Below are 21,149 nucleotides of genomic sequence, written 5' to 3'. Positions count from 1 at the left end.
ATGCAGATGTAAATTAACTTTTCTTATTTTGGGTAAAATTGAACCAACGTTATCTATGAAAGGAATTATTCTCGCTGGCGGAACCGGATCACGGCTTTACCCTTTAACTAAGGTTACGAACAAACACCTGCTTCCGATTGGTGACAAACCCATGATTTATCATCCAATCGAAAAACTTACCCAGGTGGGGATTGAGGAAATTTTGATTGTGACGGGCACCGAGCACATGGGAGATGTGGTAAACTTACTCGGCTCCGGGAAAGATTTTGGCTGCCGGTTTACCTACAAAGTGCAGGATGAAGCCGGTGGGATTGCACAGGCACTGGGTCTGGCAGAGAATTTTGCAGGTGACGAACCGGTGGTGGTCATTTTGGGAGATAATATTTTCGAAAGTTCACTCCAAAAAGCCGTAGATAATTACGATGGCACCGGCGCACAAATCCTCATCAAGGAAGTGCCCGACCCCAAGCGATATGGAGTGGCTGAACTGGATGGAGAAGAAGTGCTATCCATTGAAGAGAAGCCGGAAGTGCCCAAATCAAATTATGCAGTAACCGGTGTGTATTTTTATGATTCAAAAGTGTTTGATTGTATTCAAAACCTGGAGCCTTCGGGAAGAGGGGAACTGGAAATTACTGATGTAAACAACTTCTACATCCAAAAAGGCGAAATGAAAAATTCGGTAATGGAGGGGTGGTGGACCGATGCCGGCACCCCCGAATCGTACCGGATTGCGAATGAATTGGTAAGGGGATAACCATGCGGATTTTAATTACGGGCGGAAGCGGTCAGCTTGGACGGGAATGGGTAGGCTACCTGAACCGCAAAGAAGTTGAATTTATCTCTTTGCCTTCTGCCGACCTGGATATCACCGATCACGATGATACCAACCGCGTGCTGAGTAACCTTCGTCCGGATTTGATTATAAACTGCGCAGCATATACCAAGGTAGATCAGGCTGAGGCTGAGCCGGAAAAAGCCCATCAGGTAAACGGGGAGGCAGTCAGGAATTTGGCTGATTATTGTGCTAATAAGAATATTAAGCTCGTTCACTTCTCAACGGATTATGTATTTCCCGGAACGGAAGAAGACATGCAAGAGCTTCCCCACGGCTATACTGAAGATCACCCCACAAACCCGGTTAATGCATACGGCGAATCAAAGTTGGCCGGAGAGAAAGCTATCCGGGAAAGTGGCTGTGACTTTCTGCTGATACGGGTTTCGTGGTTGTGTGGCAAATATGGCAGCAACTTTGTGAAAACGATGCTCAAGCTTGCAGAAGATCGTGACGAACTGAAGGTGGTGAATGATCAGTTTGGCTGCCCGAGCTTCACCAAAAATGTGGTGGAGAACAGCTGGGAGCTTATCGATCAAAAGGAAACAGGGATTTTTCATCTGACATCCACCGGAAAAATAACCTGGTACGACTTTGCTTCAGAAATTTTTAAACAGGCGGGAGTGCGTATCAACCTTGAACCGGTGGATAGTTCTGAATTCCCGACCAAGGCAAAACGTCCGGCATTTTCCCTGTTAAGTACAGAAAAAATTACTAACATCTCGGGCGTTTCCCTGATTGAATGGGAAGAAGGACTAAAACTAATGTTGGCCGAACTCAAAGTATGAAGATTTCAGAAACTCGCATTCCTGCTGTAAAGATTATAGAGCCTCAGGTTTTTGAAGACGACCGGGGGTATTTTTTTGAAGCATACCGGAAATCGGAGCTCAAAAAAGCCGGTATCGATGTAGATTTTGTACAGGATAATGTCTCAAAATCCTATAAAAACACCGTTCGAGGGTTACACTATCAAATCCAGAATCCGCAAGATAAACTGGTGCAGTGCCTGAAGGGATCTATCCTGGATGTGGCTGTGGATCTTCGTCAGGATTCACCCTCCTTTGGTAATTATGTGGCATTCAAGCTCAGCGATGTGAGCAAACGCATGCTGTTTATACCGAAAGGATTTGCCCATGGTTTTTCAGTGCTATCCGACGAAGCTATTGTAGCTTACAAGTGCTCCGACTATTACAACGCAGAGGGAGAGCGGGGAGTCCGTTGGGACGATCCGCTGATTCGGGTGCACTGGGATGTTTCCCGTCCGATACTTTCCGAGAAAGACCGTACGCTGCCTCTGTTTTCATCACTCAAAGAAGAAGACCTATTCTGATATGCGCATAATTGTAACGGGAGGAGCCGGTTTTATCGGTTCGAACCTGATTTTACGACTTACCGAAGACCACCCCGACTGGGAAATTTATAATCTGGATAAGCTGACCTATGCTTCCGATCAATCCTACCTGAAGTCGCTTAAAGATTCGGGCAGGTACTACTTTAAGAAAGTGGATTTGGTGAACCGGAATGAGGTTCATGATATAGTTCAGACATTTAAGCCTCAGGGTGTTTTCCACCTGGCAGCCGAATCGCATGTGGATAATTCCATCCAGGGCCCCGAGCCTTTTATTCAGTCCAATATCGTAGGCACCTTCAACATACTTGAAGAATGCCGGCTGCTTTGGAAAGATGATGAAGAGGAGTGGAAGAACAATCGTTTTCTGCACGTATCTACCGATGAAGTGTACGGGGAGCTGGAAGATGAAGACGGTTTTTTCACTGAGGAAACTCCTTACGCTCCCAATTCGCCTTATTCTGCTTCCAAAGCCGGAAGCGATATGATCGTCCGCGCCTATTATCATACTTATGGTATGAATGTGGTGACCACCAATTGCTCCAATAATTACGGGCCTCATCAACATGATGAAAAACTGATCCCCGTCGTTATCCGAAGTGCCATCAACCATGAAAAAATACCCGTGTACGGAAAAGGGGAGAACGTTCGGGACTGGCTGTTTGTGCATAATCACTGCGATGCCCTGGATGTAGCGTTCAACAAAGGAAAAGCAGGAGAAACCTACACCATCGGCGGGAATAATGAATGGAAAAACATCGACCTGGTTCGTAAAATTTGTGACATCCTGAATGAGGAGGTCGGAAACGGACCGGATGGAGACTATAAAAACCTGATCACCTTTGTAACCGACCGCCTGGGGCACGACTTCCGCTACGCCATTGATGCTTCAAAAATCAAAAACGAACTGGGCTGGGAACCTTCCCAGGATTTTGACGGAATGCTCCGCCAGACAATTTTGTGGTATGTGGAGAAGTATAATTCAAAATGAATAATTAAAAATTTAAAATTGGCACAGATCTGTTCAATTTTAAATTTTTAATTTATAATTCTTAATTCTAAAGCGAATAAAATGAGCGATAGAAACTATTGGTTAATGAAATCAGAACCGGATGATTACAGCATTGATGACCTGAAGAAAGATGGGGAGACCGAATGGACGGGTGTAAGAAATTATGCAGCCCGGAATTATATGCGAGATGACATGAAGAAAGGAGATGGCGTTCTCTTTTATCACTCCAATATCTCAACACCGGTAATTGTGGGAACGATGGAAGTGTCGAAAGAATCGCATCCCGATCCCCTTCAATTCGATCCCAATTCTAAATACTTTGATGAAAAGAGTACCGAAAGCGAACCCCGCTGGCAGCTGGTTGACGTCAAGTTTGTACAGAAATTTGATAAAGAAGTAACCCGGGATCAGCTTAAAGAAGACCCTGTGCTACAAGATATGGAGTTATTCCGCCTGGCACGGCATTCTATTACCCCGGTCCGGGAAGAAGAATGGAAAAGGCTACACGAACTTGCTGAAGCTGAAGTTAAATAAGCTTCCTCAGACAGTTTGAAATGCTGGGATCATTTTTTGATCTCAGCATTACTTTCCTCGGGGAATGAATTTGTTATGCGCTCATCTTCCAGCTCCCTCATTTCCTTGATTGTCAATCCATAGCCAATCAGAAATAAGACGGTCGTAAAAATTCCGCAAAATAGTATAACTGTATTACTCATTGGGACTCCTGTATATATTCTTGATATAAATTCCGAAGCCTAAGAGAGAAGGGACCCAGATACCTACAAAAATTCCCGCTTCAGGGTTAGTGGTAAACCATAAATAAATGGATAGCAGCATCGATAGAAATGCTGAACCCAGGATAAAAACATCAGATAATTTCATAATGAATATTGGTTAATGTTCATCCTTCAAATGCATATGCTTTTTCAATCATTCCGATAAGCGAATTTGGAACTTTCAAATTAAACTGAAAGTTGTGTTGGTAACTATTTATCAAATGAGATGTGCTTGAGCTGCAGATTAAGATTACCCCCATGGGATAATCATCATGGTTTGTGGCCGGGCTTAAATTAAACCACAACCAAATCTATTAACCATGAATGATTTAATTAGCGTGTTGGGTAATTCTACCTTCGAAAACTATGTGGCTCTGGAGTCTGGGTTTTCAGAGATGGCTTATCAGATGTCGGCCCATGTTTTAACTCTGGGTTATGCCGTAATGCTGGCCGGTCTTCTTTATTTTGTCCTTACTTTGAAGACGGTAAAAGCAAAATTCCGTATTTCATCGGTACTTTCCGTTGTAGTGATGGTTTCTGCTTTTCTACTGCTTTACGTGCAGCAACAAAACTGGACCACCGCCTTAATATACAATGCTGACACTGCGCGATATGTATTGGCCCCCGGAGCCGATCTTTTTAATAACGGCTACCGGTATTTAAACTGGCTGATTGATGTGCCAATGCTTCTGTTCCAGATTCTGTTTGTAGTCACTTTGACAACAAGCAGTTTCAGTTTTATTCGAAATGGCTTCTGGTTTTCCGGAGCCGGTATGATTATTACCGGGTACATTGGCCAGTTTTATGAAGTTTCAAACCCTGTCGTATTCTTTATCTGGGGATTTATATCCACCGTCTTTTTCATCCATATTCTATACCTGATGAACAAAGTAATTAAAGAGGGACAGGAAGGAATACCCGAAAAAGCCAAGGGATATTTAGGCACCATCTGGAAGCTTTTCTTGTTTTCCTGGTTCCTGTATCCCGGCGCGTACCTTATGCCATATCTGTTCAGCTTTGGTCTGGAGCCGGCACTAAGTGAAACGGCGGTGGTTGCACGTCATATTACTTATACCGTCGCTGATATAAGTTCTAAAGTGATCTATGGAATTCTGCTTACCCTGGCTGCCCAGGAAATGAGTAAAGCTGAAGGTTACGATTATGATACCTTTGACAGAGAGCTTAACAGCCAATAACAAAAGGCTTAAAGCTGACGATTTAAACCCGGTGAGTAGCATTCCCGGGTTTTTTATTATCTGAATTTTCGGTACATGGTTTCAACAATAAAGATATGGGGGAGAGTGAGAACACTAATCAGAATAAAAAGAAGCCCAACCAAAAGATCTTCATCCCCAAACGCTTGCATGATGAAGTAGAGGGCAGCAAGTGCCGCATAAGAAATAAGGCTGAGAAACAAAGTTTTTTTGTAAAACCAGTTCATCGATACATCCAGATCACGATTGTTCAGATAGTTGAGCATCGTTCTAATGTGATTGTATGAGTGCCAGCCTCCGAAATACACAGAGAAAGCAAATATAGGGTCAGCGATGGCAAACAAGGCTGGTACGATTAGCGCATCAAGTAAATAGATTGCGGGCAGTTCATTTCTCTGTAAAAAGCTGAGTACAAATAAATATCCTATAGGGTAGATGGAAGCAAAAGTAAGTGTAAGAACGGGAATTTCAACATAACCGGAAATAAGACTTAAGCTCGGGAAGCCGGTTATGACTTCAACCACTTCTGAGATATAAACCGGGTCGCTTCCATACAAAATGAGACCTACGATCGTCAAGCCACGTGAATACAGAAGGATATTCTTGGGTAGAGAAGGCAACTGAAATCGTTCAGCATCGGCCTGACCAAAATGGTAAAGCGTGATTAATAAGAAGATCAGAAAGCTGAAAAGTGGGAACCAAATCCAAAGCATAGCATAGGCAGCCATCAATGCTGTATAGTATCCATAAAACCAGATCCTTTTTTCTGTTTTATTCTTTTCCGGAAAAGAATGGTAGGCTATGATATGATCCAGTGAGCCGTGGGGCATGCCTACAAGAATGATTACAATGCCAAGCACCCAAAAGCGGATGGCCTCGGTAAACTCCGGGAAAAGCAGATCGGTAATAAGAGCTGCAAACCCAAGGGTAACCTGATGAATAGTTTCTTGATTGTACGTTTTACCCAATAGAAAAATGCGTAATTATATATAGGTTACAGAAAACTTTATCTGCTTTTTAACAGTTCCTTTCAGAACAACAATTATGAAAGAATCAAATTTCCGGAAAATTGAAGTATAAAAAGTCTCTCATTTCTGTATCTGCTGTATTGCTGCTTAGCTATATAGGTATCTGCGGCTATTTCTACCTGATTCAAAACACCATCATTTTCAGGCCTTCCCAATCTGATATCAGCGACACCTATTCGTATAATTTCCCCTTTGAGGAGCGCTGGTTTGAACCGGAAGAAGGGGTTCGCATTCATGCCATTCATGCCTTTGCCGATTCATCACGCGGATTGGTGATCTATCATCATGGAAATCGCGGGAATAACCGAACTAACCCGGCAAAGTTTGAGCTGTTCCTTAATGCCGGCTATGATGTACTGTACCCGGATTACCGCGAGTATGGGAAAAGCACCGGACAGCTTTGGAATGAAGAAGACCTGGTGGGGGATATGGCTTACGTTTTTGACCAGATGGAGCAGGAGTATAACGAGGAAAACATTATTGTTATGGGCTACTCACTGGGAGCGGGAGTAGCAGCACAAGTGGCTGCTGCTAACGACCCCAAGATGCTGATTATGTGGACGCCCTTTTACAGCATGATTGATATGAAGGATGCTCAATTCGCCTTTCTGCCCGACTTTCTGGTACGATTTCCACTACGAACCGACTTGGCCTTGCAAAAAATTGAAGAGCCGGTCTACATCTTTTATGCGGGGGAGGATCAGGTTTTACCTTTAGAAAGGTCTCTCAGGCTTACTGAACATCTAAAAGAAAGAGATAAATATTTTGTGTTGGAAAACCAGGGGCACGGTTGGATTTATCGGAACCGGGAGCTGCTTCGGGAGATGAAGATGATACTGAATCAGTAGTTACTTGAAACCGGAGAGCTATGAGAAAAGGGAAGGATTGAATATTGAACATTCAACAAGGAACATTGAACATTGAATTATTGGTCTGGTACTAAGTCAGAAAAGACTTGGTGGTAAGATAAGCCAACGTTGCAGGATTATTCCTCCAATAAATCCAGAGGGTCTTCAGCGCTGCCGATAATGGTTTCAAGAGCGTCGGTTAGGGTGACCAGTCCTATAATTTTCTCGTCTTCTTTAACCAATGCTAGTTCCTGGTGCTCTTCCTGAAAGCGATCGATGAGCTTACTTACCGGCAGGTCTTTTTCAATCAACATGCGAGGCCAGTCGAAATCATCCAGTTCTTTACTGCCCTCCAAAAGTGCTTCTGCATTTGCGGTAATTTGCGGCGTGTATAAAATACCGATGAAATCATCAATGGAATCCCCCACCAATGGATAACGGGTGTGCATATTCCGGTTCAGGGTGGCTAAATTTTCCCGGAAGGTTTTCTCCGTACTCATGGTCACTATATCATCTCTGGGGATCATAATGTCTTTTACGGGTATCTGTTCAATATCCAGGGTGTTGATGATTTCCTCCCGGCGTTCCTCATCCATGTCACCGCTTTTCAGCAGCTCTACCATCTCGGCACGGATGTCTTCGGTGGAAGACGATTCCTGCTGCAGCCAGCTTCGTTGCATTTCAATATTAAACAGCCGGAGGGTAGCCTTGGTTATGCGATCTCCTAAAAGCAGAAAGGGGTAAATGGTGTAGGTCCACCAATACAGAGGGGCGGCACAGTAGCGGGCAACCGACTTGGCTCGTTCAACCCCGAGGTAAGTAGGTGCCTGTTCACCCCAAATTGTATGTACGAAATTAATAAACACCACCGACAGAATAATGGAAATGGTGTGGGTAGAAATACTGCCGATGGTTTCAGCCGTAAAGAACAGTTCGATGAGTTGGGTTACAGCAGGCTCGGCAATAACACCCAAAAGAATACTGGTGGTGGTGATCCCAATCTGGCAGGAGGTCAGGTAGATTTCCAGCGTCTTGGTCATTTCCCAGGCACGGTTCAAACCCGGCATGTCTTCAAGTTGGTCCTTTTTATACTGCCTGAGACGGGTGAGGGCAAATTCGGTAGCCACAAAAAACGCGTTGAGCAACAGCAGGATGACGCCGCTAAGTAAGCGAATGGTTAGCTCCATGAAAGAAGAACAATTTTAGGGTGCTGAAAGAAAATCTAAAAAGGGTGACAATTCCTGTCGCTGTCCTTTATTATTCTGTACCTTTAAAACTTCGAGGAGCTGGAAAGCATTCCTTTGAGTTGCCATAAGTTACAAGTAATAACAGAGTTTAGACATGGATTACATCTTAGCCATAGCAGGAATCATCATCGGGGGAATTGCGGGGTTTGCCATCGCGCATTTTAAATCTAAATCAGAAAGTTCGCGGCTGGAAGAACGCAATCAGAACCTGAAAGAACAGCTGGACGAAACAGAGACCGAGCTGAATCAGCTTCAACAGCAAAAAGAAGAAGAGCTAACAAAGGAACGCGGCCGGGCGAATGAACTTGATAAACAGCTGGCCGAACGAAATGCCGACTACCGGAATCTTCAGGAACGCCTGAACGAGCAAAAAGAAGAGCTGGCCCAGATGCAGGAACAGCTGACCACACAGTTTGAGAATCTGGCTAACAAAATCCTGGAAGAGAAGTCCGAGAAATTCACCAAGCAAAACAAAGAACAGATTGATCAGCTGCTGAATCCGCTGGGGGAGAAGCTGGAAGCTTTCAAGAAGAAGGTAGAAGAAACCCATAAAGATGAGGTGGAAGCCCGTGGTTCTCTCAAGCAGGAGTTAAAGCATCTCATGGAGCTCAATCAGAAAATGAGTGAGGATGCTAAAAATCTAACTAAAGCATTGAAGGGTGATAATAAAGCTGTAGGTGATTGGGGGGAGATGATCTTGGAAAGGATCTTAGAGCGTTCGGGACTTACTAAAGGACGCGAGTATGAAACTCAAAAAGGATTTTCAAAGGAAGAAGGAATGGGGCATAATAAACCCGATGTAGTGGTTTATCTCCCTGATGATAAATTCATGGTTATTGATTCAAAAGTATCGCTTAAGGCTTATGAGAAATATAGTTCTTCTGAAGATGAAACTGAGCAGCAGCAATTCCTAAAAGAGCATGTGAATTCTATTCGATCTCATGTAAAAGGATTAAGCGGTAAGAATTACGAACAGATTCACGGAGAAAAAAGCCCCGATTTTGTGCTTCTGTTTATCCCTATCGAGCCCGCATTTAGTTCCGCATTGCAATACGACTCTAATCTCTACTATGAGGCTTTCGATCAAAATATTGTGATTGTGAGTCCGTCTACCTTATTGGCAACTCTGGCAACCATCGACAGCGTTTGGAAGCAGGAATATCAGAATAAGAATGCAATGGAAATCGCTAAGAGAGGGGGAGCACTGTATGATAAATTTGTACTATTCGTGGAAAGCATGAATGATATTGGTCAGCGCATTCGTCAAACTCAGGATAGTTACGATGAAGCTATGGGCCGGCTTTCTACCGGCGCGGGCAATTTAGTCCGACAGGCCGAGATGATCCGTAAACTGGGAGCCAAATCATCCAAGCAGCTTCCTGATAATATGACGGTGGAAGAAGACGAATTACTTGAGGATTAGCGTTAAAATTTTTCGTTTATCTCTGAAGGACCTTTAAAGTTCTACTCCAAAATAAGAAACAAAATCCTGCCGTTGATGTATCTGTTGTTAAAATTGATACCTTTGGCTCATGGAAAAGCAATCATCCTTTACATCAAAAAGCTGGCGTTGGTACGGTAAGGTGGTCGGCGGTGTACTGCTGGGCTGGTCGTTTTGGTTTTGTTTGCTCATTTTTTTGATGCGTTGGGTTAATCCTCCTTTTACCGCTTTTACCTTACAGCAAAACTGGGAAGAGCTTAGCAAGGAAAGATACAACCTCCGCGAGAGCTGGGTGCCTGATGAACAATTGCCTGATCACCTGAAATTAGCCGTGATCGCTTCCGAAGATCAGCGATTCAGGGAGCACTGGGGCTTAGACATGGCCGCTATCGATAAAGCGCTGGAAGAGAGAGAACGAAGCGGAAGGGTGCGTGGAGCCAGTACCATCACTCAGCAGGTGGCCAAGAACTTGTTTTTGTCTCCGGCTCAAACTTACCTCAGAAAAGCGGTGGAAGCCGGCATTGCGATACTGATCGAACTTTTCTGGACCAAAGACCGCATCCTGGAAGTCTATCTGAATATCGCTGAATTTGGTCCGGGTATGTTTGGAGTTGAGAAGGCATCCCAATTCTACTACGGCAGATCGGCATCCCAACTCACCCCAAAGCAATCGGCCCGGATGGCGACCGTGTTGCCAAGCCCAAAACGTATTGAACCGGAGCCCGCTTCAGATTATGTAGTTCAGCGAAGTCAGTGGATACTCAGAAATATGCAACAGCTGAGTGGAATACGTTACCTGCCTAAACCCAAGCCTGATACCATGGATACCCTGAACCCGAAACCCGTTTTCCTGGATTCGGTGGATATGAAGGCCATACAGGATTCGCTGGGAACCTATCTCGATTCCATACTGATGGAAATACAGCTCGACTCTGTAAATAATTGATAAGCCGGCTTAATTATCCGCTTCTGTTGCCGATAAAACAGTAGTTGAAGCAGTAATATTATCCGGATATCATACTTACTATGGCGCACTTATCTCCTGAAGCCCAACGGCTTGACGTACTTCATTCATATGAAATTCTGGACACGCCGGAGACTAAGGAATTTGATAACCTGGTTACGTTAGCGGCTCAAATTTGTGAAGTACCCATCGCTAAAGTCAATTTTATTGATGATAAACGTGCATGGTCGAAGGCCAACTATGGCAATGATCTAAAGGAATCTCCCAGAGAATATAATTTCTGCCATACCACGATCAGAGAGGACGAGTACCTGGTGGTTGAGGATGCTTCTGAAGATGATCGTTTCAGTCATTTTGAATTCGTTACGGCCGATCCGAAACTGCGGTTTTATGCCGGGGTGAATATCAAAAGAAACCAACAAAACCTGGGCACCATTTGTGTACTGGGGCAGGAACCCAAGCAGCTTTCCGAAGCTCAGCTTAATGCGTTGCGAACCTTGGCAGGTGAAATTGAAGCGCGTCTTGAACTCCATAAAAAGAACCGGGAGCTGGAAACAAAAGCGGCTTTTCTGGAAGCATCGGTAGACTTTATGCTGGTACTGGATCCTGATACACTACTCGTAGAAAAGGCAAACAGGAACGGGAGTAATTTACTTTCTGAGTTAAGCGGGCAGGATTTCTTTAAACCTCTTGATGAGTTGTTCCCCGATTCAGCGTTAATTTCAGAGCTGAGGCAATGGATCAAAAATGGCCACAATGGTTTTGAATCCGAAACCTCTCTGAAAACAGAATCAGGGAAGGTTTTTCTGGAACTGAATGGAATTCGTAAAGAAGATAAACTGCTGATTACAGCAAAAGATATTACCCGCCGTAAGCATGCCGAGAAAGCATTACGTAAAGAAAAGCTGTTCAGCGACACTATCATACAATCTCTCCCGCTGAACTTTTTCATGTTTGATGAGAATCAGAATTTGATCAAATGGAGTCGCAATCACGCTACCCACGGGTATTCTGATGAAGAGTACGCTGCACTTTCTCCTTTAGACTTTTTTGATGGGAAGGATCAGCAATCAATAAAGGAATACATAAATCAGGTGTTTGCAGGAATTGAACCACAGGGAAGCATCGAGGCTGACCTGATCCAAAAAGATGGCAGCAAAAAACCGTTTCTGTTTAATGCGGTCTGCTTCAAACAAGATGGCAAAAAGTATCTGATAGGCACCAGTCAAAGTATAGAAGCACAACGAAGTTATCAGGAGAAGCTGGAAGGGTTATTGGCGGAAAAAGAAGTGCTTTTGGCCGAGGTCCATCACCGGGTTAAGAATAATCTCGCCGTGATAGCAGGCTTTCTGCAAATGCAGGAGTTTGTGAGTGAAAACGAGTCGGTGAAATCCACTCTGTTGACCAATCACATGCGGGTTAAATCCATGGCCCTGATTCATGAAGATCTATACAACGTAAGCGATTTCAATGGTATTCGATTCGATCATTACCTGGCTCAGCTGCTGGAGTTCATTGAGGTTAAAAGAAGCCCGAAGGATAAATTTATCAGGCTGAAGACGGCAATAGGCCGGGTTGAAATGAATGTAAATCAGGCCGTGCCGCTGGCCTTGATTGTGAATGAACTGGTATCCAATGCCTACGAGTTTGCTTTCGAAGGCCGGGAAAGCGGAACCATTACCGTTGACCTGAAAGCTGAAAATGATGCGGTATCCCTTTCAGTAAAAGATGACGGAATCGGTTTACCGGAAGGTTTTGAGCTGGAAAACAGTCCTACGCTGGGTACTACATTGGTGCTTTCCTATTCAGAGCAGATTAATTCGAAAATTGATATCAATACTGGAAAAGAGGGAACGGAGTATCGACTTATGTTCAATCACCTGAAGAATCAAAAAGGTTCTACGGCGAACGTGCTGGTTTAATACCGAAAATTAATACTCGAATTTATTCCAGGGCTGGCCGGTAGGTTTGGGAGCATTGAAGGTCATGATTTCTTTTTGGGTTGGATGCTCCAGTTCCAGCTTAACGGCCCTGAGTGCAATGTCTTTGCCCTGACTTTCTTCCGGGTTTCCATATTTATGATCTCCCCACAGAGGAGTTCCTTCCTTAGCAAACTGAACGCGAATTTGATGAGGTCGGCCGGTAATTAAATCAACTTCAACCACACTGAAGTTGGCGTTTTGTTTTATGGTGATGAATTTCAGTCTCGACTCTTTGGCTTTTCCTTTGGGTGACTTATACGCTTTCACGGTATTGGTGCGCTTGTCTTTGTCCAAAAAGTGAACATGCTCTCCATAAACCGGTGCCATGCCGTGAACCAGGGCCCAGTAGGTCTTTTTCATGGTTCGCTTCCTGATTTGATAGGAGAGGCGTGAAGCCGCTTTTGATGTTTTTGCCAGCACCATCACCCCGCTTATCGGACGGTCGAGCCGGTGAACCAGTCCCAGATATACATTCCCGGGTTTGTTGTATTCTTTCTTGATGTATGCCTTACAGAGATTCAAAACATCCGGGTCGCCGGTATGGTCTTCCTGAGAAAGAACACCGGCCGGTTTATCAATCACAAGCAAGTGATTGTCTTCAAAAATAATCGGGATGTTAGGGGAGGTTTTGGTCGTTTTCATAGGCCTGAAAACTAAGAATTCTTTCTTCCATTTGGGATTTAATTTAGAGGAGATTATTGGGAAAGAACGAGCCTTCGTAAATCAGAGCACTTAATTCCATCATTCGGCTCACCTGACACAGGCTTTCGATTGTAATTAAATAAGAGCCGGGTGATGGATGATACAGGAAGGGTTTTAAATATGGGATGTTGCCCTTCGCGAACGGACCCCATTCTGTCTTTCCCCTTGGTAAGGGGAAAGGACGCATGTACTAATAACTGGCCAAAAAAAGCCAGGTTCCAGTCCTTTACATAAGTAAACGGGTTCAACCCTTCGCTGAGGTAGGGGTATAGGTGGTACAGGAATTAGCCTTCGCAAATCGATCACTCGGTTCATCGACCATTCGCAAATCTACAGTTATGAATCTTATCCTCTAATAAAGCCTTACCAGATTTGCCCTTTAATTCTTGTTACTGTTCATCCAATTCCTGATTATGGCGCATCAAATAGTTGGATAATCATTTAGAGCTGAAGTATGTATAACAATAATGGAAAGCTGAAATATAAAGTTTATGAATCAGAATTAGCTTCGCTGCAAGCTGAATTGGTAAAATTACAGTACTGGATCAAAGAAAAAGGGTTAAAAGTTTGTGTGATTTTTGAAGGGAGAGATGCTGCCGGAAAAGGAGGGGTGATAAAACGAATAATAGAGCCTTTAAATCCCAGGACAGTGCGCATAGTTGCCCTTCAGAAGCCCACCGAGAAAGAACGAAATCAGTGGTATTTTCAGCGGTATATCGATCAGCTTCCCACAGCGGGAGAAATGGTATTGTTTGATCGCAGCTGGTACAATCGGGCCGGGGTTGAGAAGGTGATGGGTTTTTGCACGGATGAAGAGTACAAGGAATTCCTGCGCACCTGCCCCCAGTTCGAAGATATGATTAAGCGCTCGGGGATTATTCTCATCAAATACTGGTTTTCAATCAGCGATAGAGAACAAAAGAAGCGGTTTATCGCCCGAAACCAAGATCCTATGAAAAGATGGAAGCTAAGTCCTATGGATATCGAAGCAAGAAGACGCTGGGTGGACTATTCACGGGCTAAGGATGAAATGTTCAAGCATACAGACACGGAAAACTCGCCCTGGTACGTAGTAAATGCAGATATTAAACGTCATGCCCGTCTGAACTGCATCTCGCATTTACTGAACCAGATTGATTATGAGGATTTAACACCAGAGCCGATTGAATTTCCCAAGATAAGCAAGCATCCTGAATACGAACGCCCGCCCATATCAGAGATGAACTGGGTACCCGCCAAGTTTGGGGAAAACCCGGCAGATGATGAGAGGAGCTAAGCAGGTTAAGAATCATCAAAAAACTGTTATCTTTGCTGCATGAGTAATGAAGGACAAGTACAACTCTCTGAAAAAGTAGCCAATCTTCCCACCTCACCGGGAGTCTATATTTACCGGGATTCTTCCGGAACTGAGCTGTATGTAGGCAAGGCCAAGAAGCTTAGAAACCGGGTGAGATCCTATTTTCAGGATTCCCGGCCACAAGATGGCCGCATAAAAACGATGGTATCAAAAATTGATGATATCGAAGTGGTGGTGACTGATTCAGAGGCTGAAGCCCTCATTCTGGAGAATAACCTCATAAAGCAGTACCAGCCACGGTACAACATAATGTATCGGGATGATAAGTCGTACCCCTACATTTGCATCACCGATGATTCCAAGCCCCGTGTATTCCCAACGCGCACGGTGGTAAAGGATGGCAGCAAGTATTACGGTCCTTATGATAGTGTTGGCGCCATGAAGCGGATGTTGGAAACCATTCGGAAGGCATTTGGGCTTTGCACCTGTGCCGTTTCACAAAAAAACATTGACAAGACTAAAGGAGTACCGAAGTGGCATTCCTGCTTCGATGATTATTTACAGAACTGCTCCGGCGATTGGGATGATGAAGTATATCAGGCTACCATCCACAAAGTGGATCGGATGCTAAACGGACAAACCGACCAGCTTATCAGGGAGCTGAAAGATGAGATGCAGATCGCTTCCGATGCCCTGGAATTTGAGCAGGCCGCTCAACTCCGTGATAGCCTGGAGGCTGTTAAACGATACAGCCAGAAGATGAAAATGGTGGTCTCTAAGAAAGTGGACCGGGATGTGTTTGCCATCGGTAAGAATGAGGAAATCGGAGAAGCTTGCGGGGTGTTGTTTAAGATCAGGGAAGGAAAGATGATCGGGAAATTTCACCGCTTCCTGAAGAATATTGAGGGTCTGACTATGGGCGAAATGTTGCAATCGTTCGTGGAAGATTATTACACCGGTCAGTACACAGCAGCCATCCCAGACGAGGTTTACCTGAGCCACGAAATGCAGGAAGTGGAACCGCTGGAGCAATACTTGCATCAGGAAAGAGGAAAGATTGTGCCGGTGCATGTTCCACAGATTGGCGAGAAAAAACAGCTGATCAAAATGGCGCTGGCCAACGCCAAACTTCATTTAAACGAACGGGCTCTGGAGAAAGAGAAAGCCGAACGAAACCGGATTCCACATGCGGTTAAAGAGCTAAAGGAGCATCTTAAACTGGATCGCCTTCCCCGGCGAATCGAGTGTTTTGATAACTCTAACCTGCAGGGCACTGATCCGGTAGCCTCCATGGTTTGCTTTGTGGATGCAAAGCCCCGTAAAAGCGAGTACAAGCGCTTCAATATAAAAACAGTGGAAGGCCCTGATGACTTTGCTTCGATGAAAGAGGTGCTGACCCGGCGCTATTCCAGGGTTCAAAAAGAAGGCCAGCATATCCCGGATCTTATTATTGTGGATGGTGGAAAGGGTCAGCTGAGTTCTGCCGTGGAGGCTCTTAAAGAAATCGATTTTTACGGTGAGTGTGAGATCATAGGTTTGGCTAAGCGGCTGGAAGAAGTATTTCTGCCTGGAATGTCAGACCCGATTATGATTCCCAAAAAATCTTCAGCCCTTAAATTATTGCAGCAGGCCCGGGATGAGGCCCACCGGTTTGCCATCACCTTTCACCGTAAAAAAAGAAGCAAGCGAACCGTTAAAACCGAGCTGTTGGATATTGACGGAGTAGGAGAGAAGACCGCCCAGAAACTGCTCATGGAATTTGGGTCGGTCAAGAAAATCAAGAAAGCAAAAAAAGAAGAATTACAATTTAATCTCGGTAAGGTGTTGGGTGAAAAAGTGTACAACTATTTTCATAAGTAGCTCGTCCTATCCTTGTAATGTGAGCTTTGAGTAACATTAACATGTTATATGAATCCCGTGCGTAGCATATTAACATAGCCACAGCACCGGAGGAAAGGACTCTGGTACGAAACGCTCTTTTAAAGCAGATGGTTATTGAAACAAACGGTCAGAGTTTCAGTGTACCCGCTGAGAGCATAACCCAAAAAACAGGGTGTATTATTATGAAATTGATTAACAGACATGTTGAGAAACCCAACTACAAGAATTTAAAAGACAGAGAGCTGGTAAAAAAATTCAGAAGAGATGCAGATGAGTCGGCTTTTAATGAATTGATGAACCGGCATCAACAGAAGATTTATTCCTATATCTACAGCATGGTGATGAACCCCGAAATCGCCAACGATCTGTTTCAAACTACCTTCACCAAAGTCATCACCAAGATGGATGATACCTACAACGAGCAAGGTAAATGGATTGCCTGGGTTATGCGTATTGCACATAATGCAACGATTGATTATCTAAGAAAACAAAAACGATACATCGACGTTAGTGGATGGAGCGACGAGGACTCTAACACCGATTACTTTGATCGGATGGAAGATGAAAGCGTTGTGGACGCAGATGAGCAATTGGTTGAAACTGAGACCCGGGCCAGCCTGATGAAACACATCGCTAAACTTCCCGAAGAGCAACGTTCGGTTGTTTTGCTAAGGCACTATTACGAAATGCCTTTTAAAGAAATTGCAGAACTGACCGATGTATCTATAAATACGGCATTAGGTCGTATGCGATACGCGCTCATTAACCTTCGAAAATATTTTGAAGAAGAACGAGAAGAAGAGCAAAAGCATGCACACGGATGAAAATAAAGCTATTCGTTATCTGATGAAGGAAATGGACCCTTCAGAGGAAATGGAGTTTGAAAAGCTAATGCGGGAGGATGAAGACCTGCTGATCGAAGTTGAAAGTCTGAGAGCTACCAAAAGAAGGCTCTCGGGCCTTCCTCTCAAAACCCCTCCCCAACAACTAACTCAAAAAATAACGGATGACGCAAAACAGCTACAATCAGATTCACTAAAAATATCTAAAAACATCACCTTCTTTCTTAAAAGGGGGATAGCAGCTGCAATATTGTTAGCCGCATTCACCGGAGGTGGATACTATTTCTATACAGGAGAAGCAGATCCTGTTCCTTCAACAGCTTCTGGCAGCCAGACCATAGAACCTTGGGTAGACAGGAATGAAATTCTTCGGTTTTCTGGAGACCAGCCGGTGAGTCAGTCCGCATCGCTGAAAAGTGATATGGACAAGAGCTACGACAAGCTGGAGCTGGTAAACGACCTGAACGGCAACAGCAACGCCGGAAGCGGAATTTTACTGACCGGTTCATCTAATTAAATGCAAGGCAGCCAAAAGGTTGCCTGCTCAATGTGGAAAACTTTCCCTTAATATGTGCATAAGTATTTTTGTATAGCAGTGCACCTCGCTTTATATTAGATTTTGTCAATAAAGTATATCAAGCATAAAGCAGGTTTTTAATGGGAAAAGTCATTTCAATTGCCAATCAGAAAGGTGGAGTCGGAAAAACAACCACGGCAATTAATTTAGCTGCAAGTTTAGCCGCCGTAGAGCATCCTACCCTGGTTATTGATATCGATCCGCAGAGTAACACCACCAGTGGGCTTGGTATTGATACGAAGACGGTGACTAACTCGGTATACGAAATCATGATTGGCAGTACTGATATTGAAGATACCATCCGGCAAACGGAATTGGATTTTCTGGATTTAGTGCCCTCTCACATTAACTTAGTGGGTGCCGAAATTGAGATGATTGACCGGGAAGAGCGGGAGCGCATCCTGAAAAAGGCGATCGAAAGCGTTCGCGATAAATATGATTTTGTCATTATTGACTGCCCGCCTTCATTAGGCTTGTTGACGATTAATGCTTTAACGGCTTCCAATTCCATCGTGATTCCTGTTCAGTGCGAGTATTTTGCATTGGAAGGATTAGGTCAGCTTTTAAATACCATCAAAATTGTACGCCAGCACCTGAACCCCGATTTAGACATCGAGGGAGTTCTGCTGACGATGTACGACACCCGAACAAGACTTTCGAACCAGGTTGCAGATGAGGTTAAACGTTACTTTGACGACCGGGTTTTTAAAGCTGTGATCGCACGAAATATCCGGCTGGCTGAAGCTCCGAGTTTTGGGAAACCGGCTCTGTTATACGACTCCACAAGTGTGGGAGCCAAGAACTACCTTGCGCTGGCACGAGAAATTATCAAGAGAAATAAGAAACTATTTAAGAACAGCCCGGTTCTTACTGATTAAGACAGAAATTTAGATTATGGCTACCAAAAAAGTATTAGGTCGAGGATTAGGCGCTTTTTTTCCTGAATACCAGGAAGAAGGCAAAGAAACGGAAAAGAAGGAAGGTGTTGAGAAAAGCATCGTAAAACCGGAAGACCGCGTTAATATCGTTCTTTTTGTTCCGGTCGATCACATCCGGAAGAACCCACATCAGCCGCGCAAAGAGTTTGATGAGGAAAAACTGGATGAACTGGGTGCTTCTATCAAAGAGCACGGCTTAATTCAACCTATAACGGTTCGGTATATCGGGGAAAAACGATTTGAGCTCATTAGTGGTGAACGCCGTTTACGTGCAGCTAAACTGGCCGGGTTGAAGGAAATTCCCGCTTTCATCAGAGAAGCGGATGATGAACAAAGCATGGCTTTTGCCCTGATTGAAAATATTCAACGGGAAGAGTTGAATCCACTGGAAGTGGCTTTGGGATATAAACGCCTGCTGGAAGAATTTGACTATACACAGGCGGAAGTGGCCGACCGCGTAGGGAAAAACCGAACAACGGTTACCAATATGTTACGCCTGCTGAACCTGCCTGCTTTCATACAGTCTGCCTTGAAGTCAAATCAGATTTCGATGGGCCATGCCCGGGCTTTAATTACCATTGAAGATGAAGAAGTTCAGCAGAAGATACTCAAAAAGGTAATTGACAAAGGACTTTCGGTAAGGCAGATTGAAGAAGCGGTGCGTGATGTGATGAACCCTTCAACATCGAAAAAGAAATCTTCATCCAAAAAAGAAACATCCAATCCTTTTTATGATGAAATTTCAGCTCGCTTGCGACGTACATTCAGCACCAAGGTAAATGTACAACCCAAGAAAAAGGGGGGAGAAATCAGGATTGAATATTATTCCGATGATGACCTTGAACGAATACTGGGTATTTTTGACTCGATCGATTAGCCTGATTTTTCTTATTGGATTGATCCTCGGTGGACAGAGTTTTGCCCAAAGTTTTAGTTCTTACCAGAAATTCGTTCCTCAACATTATTCGTTGAAACAGTCCTTTTCCGACTCAGCAACCGACCAAAATGAATACCCGGAACCTAAGATGGTTCTGCGGAGGTCCCTGATGATTCCCGGCTGGGGACAGGTAACCAATAAGCAGGCATGGAAAGTGCCGATTGTTTACGGTTTGTTGGGTGGGCTTACTTACTACAGCATTTACCTGCACAAAAATTATAATGATTACCGGGCTGCATATTACAATTTAAACCCGGACACGCCGGATGATAACCGGTTTGGCCCCACACCAGGGTATATTTCTCCTAATTCAAATCTGAGTTCGCTGAGAGAAACCCGGAATTTTTATCGAAATCGCAGGGATTTAGTGTATGTATTTATTGGATTATCATATGCGCTTAACGCAATTGATGCCTACGTTTTTGCACATTTGCGTCCTTTTGATGTATCGGATGACCTGTCGATGAATGCAAGGCTGAAACCGGGTGTACTGGCAGTTCGCAATACAGAGCCGGTACCTGTACTTTCATTGTCCATTAATTTTTAGATGATTACTTATATGAGTGAAGAACAAAGAGAATTTCAAAAAAAGAGCCAGGCAAACGGATACGACCGTGACATCTGGAGTGTATTTAAAATTATGGGCGAACTTGTGGAGGGCTATGATAAGCTGTTCCAGATAGGCCCTTGCATTTCTATTTTCGGTTCTGCCCGAACCAAATCCGATAATGAGTATTACCAACTTGCAATAGAAACGGCGGATAAAATCACACAGAAAGGGTTCGGGGTGATTACCGGCGGAGGTCCGGGCATCATGGAGGCTGCCAATAAAGGGGCCGAAGTAGGAAAAGGAAAGTCAGTAGGGCTTGGAATAAACCTGCCTTTTGAGCAGGGCATAAACCAACATGTGGACCCGGACTTCAGCATCAACTTTAACTACTTTTTTGTACGAAAGGTGATGTTCGTGAAATACGCACAGGGCTTTATCGTATTCCCCGGTGGATTTGGAACCCTTGATGAGCTTTTCGAAAGCCTTACACTCATTCAAACCCGCAAGATCGATCAGATTCCGATTGTTCTTTTTGGCAGCGAGTATTGGTCAGGTTTGGTTGACTGGATGGAGAAAACAATGAAAGAGTGGGGCACCATTTCTGATAAGGATACTGACTTGTTTCATGTCACAGATTCAACCGATGAGGCAGTTAAAATAATCTGTGACTTTTACAGCCAAAAAGAGCCTATGCCAAACTTTTACTTTTAATTGGGAACATGGCGGTGCT

Annotated in this window: 22 protein-coding genes; 18 read left to right on the top strand and 4 right to left on the bottom strand. The window is 44.2% G+C overall.

What is annotated here, in order from left to right:
• The first annotated feature begins 55 nt into the window (after positions 1-55).
• The 5 genes from NM125_RS00635 to NM125_RS00615 all read left to right on the top strand — a co-directional run bounded on the left by NM125_RS00635 (position 56) and on the right by NM125_RS00615 (position 3,729).
• Positions 56-757 (top strand): sugar phosphate nucleotidyltransferase, encoded by a 702-nt coding sequence (locus NM125_RS00635; protein WP_255131817.1) that lies wholly within the window; start codon positions 56-58, stop codon positions 755-757.
• 2 nt (positions 758-759) lie between these two features.
• Positions 760-1,623, top strand: coding sequence for a dTDP-4-dehydrorhamnose reductase (gene rfbD, locus NM125_RS00630; protein ID WP_255131815.1), 864 nt, complete (start codon positions 760-762; stop codon positions 1,621-1,623).
• Positions 1,620-2,165: a dTDP-4-dehydrorhamnose 3,5-epimerase gene (rfbC, locus tag NM125_RS00625; RefSeq protein ID WP_255131813.1), complete on the top strand. Its 546-nt coding sequence runs from the start codon at positions 1,620-1,622 to the stop codon at positions 2,163-2,165. The genes rfbD and rfbC overlap by 4 nt, the downstream gene beginning before the upstream one ends.
• A 1-nt stretch (position 2,166) precedes the next feature.
• Positions 2,167-3,174, top strand: a complete 1,008-nt coding sequence (gene rfbB / locus NM125_RS00620) for a dTDP-glucose 4,6-dehydratase (protein WP_255131811.1) — start codon at positions 2,167-2,169, stop codon at positions 3,172-3,174.
• Between the two features lie 81 nt (positions 3,175-3,255).
• Complete coding sequence (locus NM125_RS00615; RefSeq protein ID WP_255131809.1) at positions 3,256-3,729, top strand: EVE domain-containing protein; 474 nt, start codon at positions 3,256-3,258, stop codon at positions 3,727-3,729.
• A gap of 29 nt (positions 3,730-3,758) precedes the next feature.
• Here the strand turns inward: NM125_RS00615 and NM125_RS00610 are convergent, their stop codons facing one another.
• Complete coding sequence (locus NM125_RS00610) at positions 3,759-3,911, bottom strand: hypothetical protein (RefSeq protein ID WP_255131807.1); 153 nt, start codon at positions 3,909-3,911, stop codon at positions 3,759-3,761.
• Between the two features lie 380 nt (positions 3,912-4,291).
• On the opposite strand from NM125_RS00610, the gene NM125_RS00605 reads away from it, so the two are divergent.
• The gene (locus NM125_RS00605) at positions 4,292-5,167 is read left to right on the top strand and encodes a bacteriorhodopsin (protein ID WP_255131804.1); all 876 of its coding nucleotides are present in this window, start codon (positions 4,292-4,294) and stop codon (positions 5,165-5,167) included.
• Between the two features lie 56 nt (positions 5,168-5,223).
• On the opposite strand, the gene NM125_RS00600 is transcribed toward NM125_RS00605, so the two are convergent.
• The gene (locus NM125_RS00600) at positions 5,224-6,153 is read right to left on the bottom strand and encodes a Brp/Blh family beta-carotene 15,15'-dioxygenase (protein ID WP_255131802.1); all 930 of its coding nucleotides are present in this window, start codon (positions 6,151-6,153) and stop codon (positions 5,224-5,226) included.
• Positions 6,154-6,254: 101 nt separating this feature from the next.
• On the opposite strand from NM125_RS00600, the gene NM125_RS00595 reads away from it, so the two are divergent.
• Entirely contained in the window at positions 6,255-7,061 is an 807-nt protein-coding gene (locus NM125_RS00595) for an alpha/beta hydrolase (RefSeq protein ID WP_255131800.1), read from the top strand.
• Between the two features lie 137 nt (positions 7,062-7,198).
• Here the strand turns inward: NM125_RS00595 and NM125_RS00590 are convergent, their stop codons facing one another.
• A complete protein-coding gene (locus NM125_RS00590) occupies positions 7,199-8,248 on the bottom strand; it encodes a CNNM domain-containing protein (protein ID WP_255131798.1) in 1,050 nt (349 codons plus the stop codon).
• A gap of 154 nt (positions 8,249-8,402) precedes the next feature.
• On the opposite strand from NM125_RS00590, the gene NM125_RS00585 reads away from it, so the two are divergent.
• The 3 genes from NM125_RS00585 (at position 8,403) to NM125_RS00575 (ending at position 12,635) form a co-directional block, all read left to right on the top strand.
• On the top strand, positions 8,403-9,731 hold the full coding sequence (locus NM125_RS00585; RefSeq protein ID WP_255131796.1) for a DNA recombination protein RmuC: 1,329 nt from the start codon (positions 8,403-8,405) through the stop codon (positions 9,729-9,731).
• A gap of 109 nt (positions 9,732-9,840) precedes the next feature.
• A complete protein-coding gene (gene mtgA / locus NM125_RS00580) occupies positions 9,841-10,695 on the top strand; it encodes a monofunctional biosynthetic peptidoglycan transglycosylase (RefSeq protein ID WP_255131794.1) in 855 nt (284 codons plus the stop codon).
• An 80-nt stretch (positions 10,696-10,775) separates the two neighbouring features.
• Complete coding sequence (locus tag NM125_RS00575; protein WP_255131792.1) at positions 10,776-12,635, top strand: histidine kinase dimerization/phosphoacceptor domain -containing protein; 1,860 nt, start codon at positions 10,776-10,778, stop codon at positions 12,633-12,635.
• Positions 12,636-12,644: 9 nt separating this feature from the next.
• Here NM125_RS00575 and NM125_RS00570 read toward each other — a convergent pair whose 3' ends face one another.
• Entirely contained in the window at positions 12,645-13,337 is a 693-nt protein-coding gene (locus NM125_RS00570) for an RluA family pseudouridine synthase (protein ID WP_255131790.1), read from the bottom strand.
• A gap of 514 nt (positions 13,338-13,851) precedes the next feature.
• Between NM125_RS00570 and ppk2 the strand changes: the two genes are divergently transcribed.
• The 8 genes from ppk2 (at position 13,852) to NM125_RS00530 (ending at position 21,130) form a co-directional block, all read left to right on the top strand.
• A complete protein-coding gene (ppk2, locus tag NM125_RS00565; protein ID WP_255131788.1) occupies positions 13,852-14,673 on the top strand; it encodes a polyphosphate kinase 2 in 822 nt (273 codons plus the stop codon).
• Positions 14,674-14,712: 39 nt separating this feature from the next.
• On the top strand, positions 14,713-16,554 hold the full coding sequence (uvrC, locus tag NM125_RS00560; RefSeq protein ID WP_255131786.1) for an excinuclease ABC subunit UvrC: 1,842 nt from the start codon (positions 14,713-14,715) through the stop codon (positions 16,552-16,554).
• A gap of 203 nt (positions 16,555-16,757) precedes the next feature.
• Entirely contained in the window at positions 16,758-17,399 is a 642-nt protein-coding gene (locus NM125_RS00555) for an RNA polymerase sigma factor (protein ID WP_255131784.1), read from the top strand.
• A complete protein-coding gene (locus NM125_RS00550; RefSeq protein WP_255131782.1) occupies positions 17,386-17,934 on the top strand; it encodes an anti-sigma factor in 549 nt (182 codons plus the stop codon). Before NM125_RS00555 ends, NM125_RS00550 begins: the two co-directional genes overlap by 14 nt.
• A gap of 140 nt (positions 17,935-18,074) precedes the next feature.
• Positions 18,075-18,872 (top strand): ParA family protein, encoded by a 798-nt coding sequence (locus NM125_RS00545; protein ID WP_255131781.1) that lies wholly within the window; start codon positions 18,075-18,077, stop codon positions 18,870-18,872.
• A gap of 16 nt (positions 18,873-18,888) precedes the next feature.
• Positions 18,889-19,809: a ParB/RepB/Spo0J family partition protein gene (locus tag NM125_RS00540; RefSeq protein ID WP_255131779.1), complete on the top strand. Its 921-nt coding sequence runs from the start codon at positions 18,889-18,891 to the stop codon at positions 19,807-19,809.
• Positions 19,793-20,416 (top strand): DUF5683 domain-containing protein, encoded by a 624-nt coding sequence (locus NM125_RS00535; RefSeq protein WP_255131777.1) that lies wholly within the window; start codon positions 19,793-19,795, stop codon positions 20,414-20,416. Before NM125_RS00540 ends, NM125_RS00535 begins: the two co-directional genes overlap by 17 nt.
• 12 nt (positions 20,417-20,428) lie before the next feature.
• Positions 20,429-21,130, top strand: coding sequence for an LOG family protein (locus tag NM125_RS00530; RefSeq protein ID WP_255131775.1), 702 nt, complete (start codon positions 20,429-20,431; stop codon positions 21,128-21,130).
• The last annotated feature ends 19 nt before the right edge of the window (positions 21,131-21,149 follow it).

The organism is Gracilimonas sediminicola, assembly GCF_024320785.1.
GTDB lineage: Bacteria > Bacteroidota > Rhodothermia > Balneolales > Balneolaceae > Gracilimonas > Gracilimonas sediminicola.
The sequence above is the reverse complement of the archived record's forward strand: the minus strand, read 5'-3'. Positions and strand labels throughout refer to the sequence as shown.